Annotated in this window: 10 protein-coding genes; 2 read left to right on the top strand and 8 right to left on the bottom strand. The window is 75.2% G+C overall.

Annotated elements, in window-relative coordinates:
• Positions 1-166: 166 nt before the first annotated feature.
• Positions 167-670, bottom strand: coding sequence for a hemerythrin domain-containing protein (locus tag HCJ93_RS08880; RefSeq protein WP_167992756.1), 504 nt, complete (start codon positions 668-670; stop codon positions 167-169).
• Between the two features lie 13 nt (positions 671-683).
• Positions 684-2120, bottom strand: a complete 1437-nt coding sequence (locus tag HCJ93_RS08875; protein ID WP_277350691.1) for a nitrate/nitrite transporter — start codon at positions 2118-2120, stop codon at positions 684-686.
• A 264-nt stretch (positions 2121-2384) separates the two neighbouring features.
• Between HCJ93_RS08875 and HCJ93_RS08870 the strand changes: the two genes are divergently transcribed.
• Both HCJ93_RS08870 and HCJ93_RS08865 read left to right on the top strand, forming a co-directional pair.
• A complete protein-coding gene (locus HCJ93_RS08870; RefSeq protein WP_167992755.1) occupies positions 2385-2807 on the top strand; it encodes a pyridoxamine 5'-phosphate oxidase family protein in 423 nt (140 codons plus the stop codon).
• 162 nt (positions 2808-2969) lie between these two features.
• Complete coding sequence (locus HCJ93_RS08865; protein ID WP_167992753.1) at positions 2970-3224, top strand: lipopolysaccharide assembly protein LapA domain-containing protein; 255 nt, start codon at positions 2970-2972, stop codon at positions 3222-3224.
• Between the two features lie 152 nt (positions 3225-3376).
• On the opposite strand, the gene HCJ93_RS08860 is transcribed toward HCJ93_RS08865, so the two are convergent.
• The 6 genes from HCJ93_RS08860 to HCJ93_RS08835 all read right to left on the bottom strand — a co-directional run bounded on the left by HCJ93_RS08860 (position 3377) and on the right by HCJ93_RS08835 (position 11573).
• Positions 3377-3757: a hypothetical protein gene (locus tag HCJ93_RS08860; RefSeq protein WP_167992747.1), complete on the bottom strand. Its 381-nt coding sequence runs from the start codon at positions 3755-3757 to the stop codon at positions 3377-3379.
• A 112-nt stretch (positions 3758-3869) separates the two neighbouring features.
• Complete coding sequence (locus HCJ93_RS08855) at positions 3870-5981, bottom strand: SWIM zinc finger family protein (protein ID WP_167992746.1); 2112 nt, start codon at positions 5979-5981, stop codon at positions 3870-3872.
• Positions 5978-8914 (bottom strand): SCO1167/SCO6262 family helicase, encoded by a 2937-nt coding sequence (locus tag HCJ93_RS08850; protein WP_206317131.1) that lies wholly within the window; start codon positions 8912-8914, stop codon positions 5978-5980. The genes HCJ93_RS08855 and HCJ93_RS08850 overlap by 4 nt, the downstream gene beginning before the upstream one ends.
• A gap of 121 nt (positions 8915-9035) precedes the next feature.
• Positions 9036-9614: a sugar kinase gene (locus tag HCJ93_RS08845; protein WP_167992744.1), complete on the bottom strand. Its 579-nt coding sequence runs from the start codon at positions 9612-9614 to the stop codon at positions 9036-9038.
• Entirely contained in the window at positions 9611-10759 is a 1149-nt protein-coding gene (locus HCJ93_RS08840) for an ROK family glucokinase (protein WP_167992742.1), read from the bottom strand. The genes HCJ93_RS08845 and HCJ93_RS08840 overlap by 4 nt, the downstream gene beginning before the upstream one ends.
• A 76-nt stretch (positions 10760-10835) precedes the next feature.
• Complete coding sequence (locus HCJ93_RS08835) at positions 10836-11573, bottom strand: GntR family transcriptional regulator (protein ID WP_167992814.1); 738 nt, start codon at positions 11571-11573, stop codon at positions 10836-10838.
• Between the last annotated feature and the right edge of the window lie 35 nt (positions 11574-11608).

Genomic DNA, 11608 nt, shown 5'->3' with positions numbered 1-11608 from the left:
GCCGCCTCGACTCTACGGCCGCACGGCCCCGCGGCGGGGCCTGCGACACCGCGCGGCCGGGCCGGCGGCGCCGCAATCGCCCGAGTGCCGCCGGGGCGGCTGTGCCCGGGGCCGGGACGGCCGGCCTCCGGGTCGGGCTCCCGCTCCCTCGTGCTGCTTGCGCCGCTCACGCCCGCGCCGCCCCTTCAACGGCCGGGACCTTGCTCGTCAGGGCGCTGCCGGCCTCGGCCCGGACGTCGGCCATCGCTTGCCAGTCCTCGGTACCGAGCAGCGCCAGCGCCGCCGGGAACACCCCGTCCTGCTCCTTGAGGATGTGGTCGCGCAGTACCGCCATCTGCTCCATCAGCCGGTCCGGCCAGCTCGGGTCGGCGGGTGCCGTGCGCTCGCCGGCGGCTTCCGCCAGCACCGCCTCGATCCGCCGGTGCTCGGCCTCCAGCGCGGCGATCTGGTCCGGGAACTCGTCGGCGAGGGCCGGGAACAGGCCGTGCTCCTCCACCCGGGTGTGCGGGGCCAGCACGGCAGCGATCCGGCGGGCGACCCGCGCCATCGCGGGCACGTCGCCGGCGGCGTGGGCGGGGCGGAGGTGGCTGATCAGCCGGACCACCTCCTCGTGCTCACGCGTCAGCTCGTCGATCGACGTCAGCGACTGGCAGCCGCAGTACTCGCACACGGGTTCTGCTCCTTCACACCTCGGGCTGTCGGTGGGGCCGGCTCACGGGGCCGGTGTCGGTGCTCGGGACCGGGTCCGACGACGCCGCCGCCGCTCGCCTCGGCGGGCCGCCGGACCCAGAGCGGGCGGAGGACCCGGCCGGTGCGGTGGGCCGCCCACCCGCCAGGCGCCCCTCGTCTCCCCTGCCGGTCTCCCGGTCCCCGATGTCCCGGGCGTCCTCGGTGTCCCCGCCCCGGGCCGCCGCCCGGACCCCGGTCAGCGTGAGCACCAGGGCCGCCGCGGCCACCACGGCGAGAAGGGCGAGCCCGATGGCATACGTGCCGTACGCGCCGTACAGGGCGCCCATCACCAGCGGCGGCAGGAAGCCGCCGAGCCCGCCCGCGGCGCCCACCACCCCCGTGATCGCACCGACCTTGTTCGCCGGGGCCAGCAGGGCCACGAGCGCGAAGACCGCCCCGCTGCCGGCGCCGAGCGCGGCGGCCATCGACAGGAAGGCGATGGTGCCCACCGGCATCAGAGCCGGACCGAGCGCCTGCACCGCCGCACCGGCGATCACCACCGCCAGCGCCCCGGCCAGCACCCGCACCGGCCCCACCCGGTCGGACAGCCATCCGCCCACCGGGCGCATCGCCACCGCCAGCAGCACGAACCCGGCCATCCGGTCGGCGGCGTCGGCCTGGGTCAGCCCGTAGCCGGTCTTGAGGTACGTCGGCAGATACACCGAGAAGGCGACGAATCCGCCGAAGAGCACCGCGTAGAGCGCGGAGGCCTGCCAGGTGAGCGGCAGCCGGGCGGTGGCGGCCATCCGGCGGAGCAGCGGCGCCGTCGGCACGGTACGCCCCGGCGCATCCCGCAGCAGCAGCGCCGCGGTCGCGGCATACAGCGCCAGCACACCGGCGGTGATCAGGAACGGCGTGGGCATGCTCCCGGCGTCGACGAGCTTCACCGTGGTGAGGGCGCTGAGGGCGGTGCCGCCCATGCCGGCGCCGAAGACACCGTTGGCCAGGCCGCGCCGCTCGGGCGGGAACCAGGCGCTGACGAAGGGCACGCCGACGGCGAACGCGGTGCCGCCGATGCCGAGGAAGAAGCCGCCCACCAGCAGCGCGGCGAGCGAGGAATGCCCCGCCAGGCCCAGGTAGAGGATCGGCACGATGGTCGCCGCCGACACCAGCGGGAACATCACCCGTCCGCCGAACCGGTCGGTCAGTGCCCCCACCGGGATCCGGCCCAGCGAGCCGACCACGACCGGCACGGCCACAAGGAGCGACTGCTCGAACGAGGACAGACCGAGGTCGTCCTTGAACCGCGGGCCGAGCGGGCTGAGCAGCGCCCAGCCCCAGAAGTTCAGGGCGAAGCCGATCGTGGCGAGCGCCAGCATCAGCCAGGCCCGGCCCGGCACCGGGGGTTTCGAGGAGGGCCTGCCCTGCTCGGACTTCACTCGTTGGACCATCACGTCCGCCCGTCCCCTGCGTCGTGGGTGACCTCGACCGGGTCGCCCCTCTCCGAACGTCCTCCGACCGTGCTCGCGGAGCGACCGCACACGGCGGCGCCGCAGCCCGTGCGACCGCCGTCCGGCCTCCTGTCACCACATTCCGCGTCCCGCCGCCCCGCGGGCAGGGGTCATAGGTCCCTATCACCGGACGGACGGCCCAGGATCCGCGAGAGGGGCCTGTCGGCCCTATCGGGCGTGCGTGGCCGCGGAAAGCATGAAGGCGTGTTCACCGACGACGCCTTCCGCCCCCTGGACCGGCAGGAGTGCCTCAGGCTCCTGGCCAAGGTCCCGGTCGGCCGCGTCGTCTACACCCTGCGTGCGCTGCCCGCGGTACTGCCCGTCAACTTCACCCTGGACACGGACGCCTCCGTCCTCCTGCGCACCGCACCCGGCTCCGAGCTGGTACACGCGGTGGACGGCTTCGTCGTGGCCTTCGAGGCGGACGACTTCGACCCGGTGGCCCGGACCGGCTGGAGCGTCATCGTCACCGGCCGGGCCTCAGTGGTGACCGACCCCGCGGACCTGGCCCGGCTGTCCGGCACCGGCCCCGCGTCCTGGATGCCCCTCCCGGACTCGGTGCTCATCCGCATCGAGTGGGAGCTGGTCACCGGTCGCGAACTCCTCGGTGCGTGCAGCGCGGCGTGAGGGATCGCGAGCGAACGCACGGCTCCTCGGACCCATTCCGCCGCGCGGACTGAAGGTTCACGACCCGTCAGCAACCGCCGCCTTCCGCCCTCTCCCTCCGGGCACCTCACCTCGGCATGCCGCCGAGTCGCCGGCCCCGGCGAGACCGCCGACAATGACTTCATGGCCCGCAATGCCGCACATGCGCACGGTCCGTCGACCTTGACCGTCAAGGGGCGGGACATCCGGCTGCGGACGATCGGGATCGTCGCTCTCGTCGGCGTGGCCGTCTGGTTCATCGCGGCGAACACCGACTCGGTCACCGTCAGGCTGTGGGTGGCCGATGTGACGCTGCCGATGTGGGGGGTTCTGACCGTCACGCTGCTCGTGGGTGTGCTGCTCGGGTTGATCGCCGCGTGGCGGCGTGCGCGGCGGTAGCAGCCCGCTCGTCATGCGGCGCCGCTCGTCTGCGGGGCCGCTCGTCATGCGGGAGGGGCGGGGAGCGGCATGCGGGGCGGTCGGGGCGCCCGGCGGGCGCCGTGGTCGGGGTGGGGGCGGCCGCCGGGCGGTGGGGACAGGTCGTCGACAGGTCAGTGGTCGCCGGGTGAGCCGGCGGCCTGGGCAGGCTGGTCGTGGGCGTCCGCGCCGAGCGGGGGCGCGGTGTAGCGGTCCGTGCGGTGCTGGTCGCGCGGCACGGTGACCCGGCTCCGGGGTGTGTCGGCGTCACCCGGCGGAACCGGGATCGGCCTGCGGGCGATCAGGCGGCCCACCCAGCGGCGGCCGCAGATCGGGCAGGGCGGGGCGCCCTGCGGGTCGTAGGGGGACGCCACGGGAAGCCCGTCGCGGGTGAAGTACTCCCATTCGTCGCCGTTGTCGTCGCGGTAGTACTGCACGTCGTAGTCGGCACTCCATTTGTGCCAGCAGTGCCCGCAGGTGAACTCGACACGCTCCACAGCCAGTTCGGTGATCATCGGCCTGCCTCCTTCCGCGGTGGCGGACGCCCGGACACGTGACCCGTGACTGTTTTGTGACCATTCTAGGCGGCCACGGGAGGCGGCGCCGACGGGCCCTACCGCCGGCCGGCTACGGGTCGCCCGGCGTGTCCAGGCCGGTCAGCGCGCCGACCGGGTCCGCGTCGGGGGTACCGCGGGGCCACCAGTCGTCCTGGCCGGGCTCGGACTCGTACGCGTACCAGAGATGGTCGCGGCCCAAACGGAGCTGGACGTGCCCGCGGGGGTGGGTGAGCCGGTTGCGCCACGGGCGGAAGGCGGGCAGGTCGGCGGCGAGCAGTTGCGGACGGGCGCGGTCGAAGCGGCCGGCCGGCGGGTCCCAGGGCTCCTCCAGGACGCGGAGTCCCTCCGGGCCGCCCTGCCGCCAGGCGGCCACCGCACGGGCCAGCTCGGCGGGGCCGCGGCCGGCGGCCGTGGAGAGGGAGGCGTAGAGGGAGCGGGTGGCCGCGGTGAGGCCGGAACCGGGGCGGGCGGCGGCGAGCCGCACCGCGTCCTGCCAGAGGCTGAGGCCGCCGACCGGGTCGCGGCCGGTGGTCAGCAGGGCGTGGGCGCGTGCCGCGGCGTCACTGGCGAGCTGGTCCAGCGCGAAGGGATCGGGGCCGCCGGGCGCCGGCGGATACACCGGGGGCTGTTCGGGGTGCGGGGGCGGCGGCAGAGGGGCGGGCAGTGGAGGCCGGTCACCGCGGGCGAGCACGTCGCCGGCGCGTACGCCGGGCAGCGGCTCCGGTTCCTTCTCCTGGGCGGCGCGGGCCGCGCGGGCGGCGCTGCGCCGGGACAGGTCGTCGATGACCGCTCGTTCGCCCCGGCCCCGGAGGAGCAGCAGGACGAAGGGGTCGGCGTCGAGCAGCCGGGCGGTCTGGTAGCAGAGGGCGGCGGCGTGCTTGCAAGGGTGGCCCCGGTCGGGGCAGCTGCAGTGCGGATCGAGGTCGCGGGGGCCGGGCAGCAGGGGGACGCCGCAGTCGGCCAGGGACTGGGGCATCTCCTTGTCCAGGAGCGCGGCGATGTGACCGGGCCGGTCGGCGGCGGTGTCCAGGAAGCGCTCCCAGTCGGCGTCGGTGAAGGTGCGCAGCCGTACCTGGACCCGGTACGGGCGGGGGCGGCTGCCCCGGACGTAGGCGAGCACCAGCCCCGGAGTCACCGTGATGGCGTCGACGTTCCCCTGGTCGGCGTACGTCCGCCCCCGGGCCAGCCGGGCCGTGTCCAGGGCGCCCTCCTCCAGCGCGGTGACCCAGGCGTTGCCCCACCAGGTCTCGGCGAACGTGCCGTCCGGCATCCCCTGTGCTCCCCCGCTTCCCTCGCGGGAGGGCCGGGCCGGGAACGGGGGGAAGGTCCGGCGCACGTCCGAGTCGCGGGACGGGGCGGCCATGGATCGCGGGGCGGTGAAGGCGGGGGCGGGCTTGTCCGGCAGCGTGAGTTCCGCGGGCCTGGCATCGCCGGCCGGGCGGGGCTGGGGGCGGGGGCTGTCGGTCGAGGGGCGGGCGGTGTCCGGTGCGGGTGCGGTGGCGTCCGCCGCGCCGGTGTCGCGCGCCTGGGCGGCGTCCGGTTCGTCGGCGGAGGCGGGCATGCGGAAGGCGTCGGCGAGCAGCTTCCGCAGCTCGCGCGCACGGTTGTCTGCGGTGCGGGCGGCCTTCGGCGTGCGGGACGGGCGGGGCGTGCGGGGTGTCCGGGCCGACGGCGTGGCAGTGCCGCGCGCCGTGTCGTCGGTGCCGTGGCCCTCGGCGGCCCGGCGCGCGCGCAGCGCCTCCGCGCGGGCGGACCGCAGGGCCTCGCGGGCGATGTCGCCGGGGCGCTGGGCGCGAGGGCGGCCGGGTGGAACGGCGGCTCCGGGGGCGTCGGGTGCGGGCGCTGTCGCATCCTCGGCGGCCCCGCCCTCGTCGCCTGCGGCGTCCGGCACGGCAGCGGCGTCCTCCCGGCCGGAGCCTGGACCACCGGCGTCCCCGCCGGGGCGGCTGCCGGGGCCGGTGCCACCGCTGACGGGTGCTTCGGTGTCGGCGTCGCCGTCCCCGGACCGTTCGGAGTTCGCCCGGAGCGCCTCGCGCAGGGCGGCGCGGGCCGCGGCGGCCGGGCCCTGGTCCCGGGCGGTGTCCTGCTGCTGTGTCCGCTGCGTGGCCTCCTCGGCCCTCTCCCGCTCCCGGGCGGCACGCAGCGCCTCGCGGACCTCGGCGGAGGGGCGGCGTTCGGTCATGACGGCCTCCGGAGCGAGACCAGGTCGGCCAGCTCGCGGTCGGTGAGCTCGGTGAGGGCGGACTCGCCGGTGCCGAGGATCGCGTCGGCGAGGGCGCGTTTGGAGTGGAGCAGCTCGGCGATGCGGTCCTCGACGGTGCCCTCGGTGATCAGGCGGTGGACCTGGACGGGCTGGGTCTGTCCGATGCGGTAGGCCCGGTCGGTGGCCTGCTCCTCGACGGCCGGGTTCCACCAGCGGTCGAAGTGGATGACATGACCGGCGCGGGTGAGGTTCAGGCCGGTGCCGGCGGCCTTGAGGGAGAGGACCAGCACGGGTGTGGCGCCGGACTGGAAACGGTCGACCCTGCGTTCCCGTTCCGGGACCGGTGTACCGCCGTGCAGCAGCTCGACCGGGACCGCGCGCTCCGCGAGGTGGGCGGTGATGAGGCGGGCCATGCCGACGTACTGGGTGAAGACCAGGGCCGAGCCGTCCTCGGCGAGGAGGGTGTCCAGCAGTTCGTCGAGCAGGGCGAGCTTGCCGGAGCGGGCCGCGAGCCGGTCGGCGCCGGTGCCGGTGCGCTCCTCCTTGAGGTAGAGCGCGGGGTGGTCGCAGATCTGTTTGAGCGAGGTCAGCAGCTTGAGCACCAGGCCGCGGCGGCCGATGCCGCGGGCGGTCTCGATGGCGAGCATCGACTCGCGCACCACCGCCTCGTAGAGCGCGGCCTGTTCGCGGGTGAGCGGCACGGGGTGGTCGGTCTCGGTCTTCGGCGGCAGCTCGGGGACGATGCCGGGGTCGGACTTCCTGCGGCGCAGCAGGAAGGGCCGCACCAGGCGGTGGAGGCGCCGCACCGCCTCCTGGTCCTCGCCGGCCTCCACGGCGCGGGCGTGGCGGGCGCGGAAGGACTTGAGGGGGCCGAGGAGTCCGGGGGTGGTCCAGTCGAGGAGGGCCCACAGCTCGGAGAGGTTGTTCTCGACGGGGGTGCCGGTGAGGGCCACGCGGGCCGGGGCGGGGATGGTGCGCAGCGCCTTCGCTGTGGCCGAGTGGGGGTTCTTGACGTGCTGGGCCTCGTCGGCGACGACCATGCCCCAGCGCTGTGCGGCCAGTTCGGGGGCGGCGGAGCGCATGGTGCCGTAGGTGGTGAGGACGAAGCCGCCGTCCGGGCCGTCCAGGGTGCGGTCGCCTCCGTGGAAGCGGCGCACGGGGACGCCGGGCGCGAAGCGGGTGATCTCACGCTGCCAGTTGCCGAGCAGGGAGGCGGGGCAGACCACCAGGGTCGGTTCGCTGCGAGCGCGCTTCAGGTGCAGGGCGATGAGGGTGACGGTCTTGCCGAGGCCCATGTCGTCGGCGAGGCAGCCGCCCAGGCCCAGCGAGGTCATCAGCTCCAGCCAGGCCAGGCCGCGCAGCTGGTAGTCGCGCAGGGTGGCGGCGAGTCCGGGCGGTGGTTCGGCGGGGCGTACGCCGGCGGTGAGGCGGTCGCGGAGGGCGGCGAGCGCACCGGTCGGCACGGCCTCGACGGTCTCGCCCTCGACCTCGGCGCTGCCGGTGAGGGCGACGGCGAGCGCGTCGACCGGGTCGAGCAGGCCGAGGTCCCGCTTGCGGGCCTTGCGCACCAGCGCCGGGTCGACGAGCACCCACTGGTCCCGCAGCCGCACGACGGGGCGGTGTGCCTCGGCGAGGGCGTCCATCTCCGCCTCGGTGAGCGGGTCACCGCCGAGGGCGAGCTGCCAGCCGAAGCGGAGCAGGTCCTCGCTCTCGAAGAAGCCGGTGCCGTCGGTCGCCGAGCCGGGCGCGGGGCGGACCACGGCCCTGGCGGTCAGGTCCTGGGCCAGGTCGCGCGGCCAGTGCACGGCGACTCCGGCGGCCGCGAGGCGGGTGGCGGCCGGGCCCAGCAGGTCGTTCAGCTCGTCGTCGGAGAGGGCCAGCACATCGGGGACGTCCTGGTCGGAGAGCCGGTCCAGCGGGGGCCAGACCCGGGCCGCCCGGCGGACGGCGAGGGCGGTGTCCACGCGGGCGCGGGGGCCGAAGGCGCCGTCGGCCTCGCCCGCCCACAGGGCCGCGGCGTCGGCGACGAGGGTGGGGTCGGCGAGGCTGTGCGCCTGCACGATCGCCGCGCCCGCGCTGCGCGTGCCGGCGGAGGGGCCGGTCTCGTCGAAGAGGTCGTGGGCGGACAGGTCCAGGCGCAGGGAGATGCGCACGCCCGCGTCCATGCCGGCGGCGACCTCGGCGGCCCAGTCCCGGGCCCGGGGCAGCGGCTGGGGTGCCCGGGCGGCGAACGGGAGCCCGGAGGCGTAGGGGGCGGCCGGGGTGCGGGGCAGGGTGTCGGCGACGGCGTCGAGGAAGGCGCGCACCAGCGCCTCGGGCTGGGGCAGGCGGACCGGGCCGGTGCCGGGCAGCGGTACGGCGTGTCCCTCGTAGGGCAGGGCGGCGGCCACGGCGCGCAGATGGGCCACGTCGTCCGGTTCCAGCGGGCCGGCCCGCCAGGCGTCGTGTCCGGTGGGCGTGAGCCCGGGGAGCAGCCGGCCGCGGGCGGTGAGCCGCAGGGCGTGCAGGGCGGCGGCACCCCAGCAGGCGGTGGCGGGGTGGGCACCGGGATGGTGCCGCGCCCGGACCAGCAGCGGGAGGGCCTCGTCGAGGGGCAGACAGACGGCGGGGACGGTGCGGCGCCGCACGCCGGTGCCGTGAGGGCGGACCACGGTCAGCTCGGTGACCCGCTCCGCTCCCCCGCCTCCGGGGCCGGGCAGCGGGTCGCCCTCGGGGTCGTAGAAGTAGAAGCGTCCGTCGCGCGGGAGGGGTGCGGGCTGGAACACGGCCGGGAGGTGGAGCGGCGCGCCGGGCCCTTCCGAGCCGGTGGTTCCGGCCGCGGGCCGGGGCTCGCCCACACCGGTGGTTCCGGGCGCGGACCAGGGTGTGCTCGCACGCTCGGCCACCGTGGCCGCCGCGGCTCCTTCGGTCATGCGCCCTGTCACCTCCCGCCCGTCCGCCCGGTCAGTCGTCTTCGACTCTACGGGCGGGGTCCGACAATCGGCCCCGGCGGCCGGGCGGCGGCGGACGGCCCCGATCGGCGGACGCGGAGCGTCAGGGCACGGTCCGGGAGACGACGTACACCCTCGGATACCCGGGCTTGTTGTGGTTGACCATGACTTCCCGGGTGGGCTTGGGGTTCTTCTGCTTGTGGACCAGTCCGGACCAGGTGCCGGGCCCGTCGAAGCGCCAGCCGGTGATCCTGCGGTCGCGTTCGCCGATGGTGACGTCGCCGCGGTTCAGGTCGGCCTTGGTGAGGCCCATGCCGGTGAGGAACGCGTCCAGGCCCGCGTCGGTGGTCTCGAACTCGACGTAGAGGCGGCTGGTCTTCCAGTTGTTGGTCTCGTAGTAGGCCACCCACCAGGCGGGGTGCGGGATCGGCACCTCGTAGATGCGCCGCTGCACCTTGGAGGGCCAGCCCTCGGCGAGACCGGTGGAGGCGTACTTGGCCTCCTTGTCCTTGCCGCTGGCGCGGCTCTGGTTCGCGGAGATCACCAGGTAGCCCGCCGGGATGCCGATGAGCAGCACGATGATCAGCAGGGTGAGCGCCCGGCGGCGGATCATGTGCCGGCGGTCCTCGGGCGGCCGGGGCCGCTCGGGGGCGCCGCTCTGACGAGGAAGGTCACTGGTCACAGGGCCTCCCGGGTCGTCCTGCGGAACTGTGCGTACTTCTCATACTTTTCGTACCGCTCGACGCGGCGGCGCTTGGCCCGGCGGAAGCGGCGGGCGACCAGGCGGGACAGGTCGGCCGCGCCGACCATGCCGGCCTCGGGGCCGAGCTGGGCGCGCACGACGCGGGCCTCGGGGCGGTAGCCGCGTCCGGTGAGGTGCCGCTTGAAGGCGTCGCGCGCGGGGCCGATGAGCAGGTCGTCGGCGGAGGAGACACCGCCGCCGATGACGAAGCAGGACGGGTCGAGGGCGGCGGCGAGGTTCGCGATGCCGACGCCGAGCCACTGGCCGATGTCCTGCAGCAGCTCGATGCACATGGCGTCGCCCTCGCGCGCCAGTTCGGTGATCATCGGGCCGGTGATGTCGGCGATGTTGCCCTTGACGTGCTCGATGATCCCGTAGGCGACGGGCGAGTCGGCGGCGGCCAGCTCGCGGGCCTCGCGCACCAGGGCGTTGCCGGAGCTGTACTGCTCCCAGCAGCCGCGGTTGCCGCAGGGGCAGCGGTGTCCGCCGGGGACGACCTGCATGTGGCCGAACTCGCCGGCCACGCCGTACTTGCCGCGCTTGACCTGGCCGTCCTCCAGGATGGCCCCGCCGATGCCGGTGCCGAGGGTGATCATCACCAGGTGGTCCTCGCCGCGCCCGGCGCCGAAGCGCCACTCGGCCCAGGCGGCGGTGTTGGCGTCGTTGTCCACCAGGACGGGCACCGCGAGGCGGTCGGCGATGCGGTCGCGCAGCGGCTCGTTGCGCCAGGACAGGTGCGGGGCGAAGAGCACCCGGTTGCGGTCGGCGTCGACCCAGCCCGCGGCGCCGATGCCCACGGCGTGCACGTCGTGCCGGTCGGACAGGTCGAGGACCAGCTCGACGATGGTGTCCTCGACGACCTTGGGGCTCTTGGACTTGTCGGGGGTCTCGGTGCGGACCTTCTCGAGAATGTTGCCGTCCGCGTCGACGACACCTGCCATGACCTTGGTACCGCCGATGTCGATGCCCACCGTCGGGACGCGGGGTGCCGACAGGTGGGACCGGCGTTCGCGGGTGCCGACGGTTCTGAGGACCGGTGCACGCCGGGAGCCGATGGGGGCGGTGAAGTCGCGGTAGGTGCTCATCGGGTGCGATTCTGCCGTACCGCTCCCCCGGGTGCCGAACGGCCGGGTGCCCGGCGGGCCCGGGCCCCCCGGCGCCTCAGCCCCTGACCAGCAGCTGGAACTCGAAGCTGTAGCGCGACGGGCGGTAGGTGTGTGTGCCGTACTCCACAGCACGGCCGGTGTCGTCGTAGGTGACGCGCTGCATGGTGAGCAGGGGTGCGCCGGCCTCCTCGGTGAGGCGCTCGGCCTCGGCCGGGGTGGCGGCCCGGGCGCCGATGGTCTGGCGGGCGCTGTGCAGGGTGATGCCGGCCGCGCGCATCAGGCGGTACAGGCCGGTGGCCTCCAGCTGCGCGGTCTCCAGGTCGAGCAGGCCGGGCGGGAGGAAGTTGCACAGGTACGCCATGGGCTCGCCGTGGGCGAGGCGAAGGCGTTCGATGCGGTGGACCTCGCTGTCCTCGGGCACGCCGAGCGCGGCGGCGACCTCGGCGGAGGCCGGGACCATCTTGTTGACCAGGACTTTCGTGGCGGGGCGCTGGCCGGCCAACTCCAGGTCGTCGTAGAGGCTGCTCAGTTCCAGGGGGCGTTTGACCTGGCTGTGCACCACCTGGGTGCCGACTCCGCGGCGGCGGACCAGCAGGCCCTTGTCGACCAGCGACTGGATGGCCTGGCGGACCGTGGGGCGGGACAGGCCGAGCCGGGAGGCCAGCTCGATCTCGTTGCCCAGGAGGCTGCCCGGGGTCAGCGTGCCGTGTTCGATCGCGGCCTCCAGCTGCTGGGCCAGCTGGAAGTACAACGGCACGGGGGAACTGCGGTCGACGCTCAGTTCGAGCTGCACGGTCGGGTCGGCATCTGGTTTCGGCACGGCCCGAG

The sequence above is a fragment of the Streptomyces composti genome, assembly GCF_012034205.1.
Taxonomy (GTDB): domain Bacteria; phylum Actinomycetota; class Actinomycetes; order Streptomycetales; family Streptomycetaceae; genus Streptomyces; species Streptomyces composti.
The sequence above is the reverse complement of the archived record's forward strand: the minus strand, read 5'-3'. Positions and strand labels throughout refer to the sequence as shown.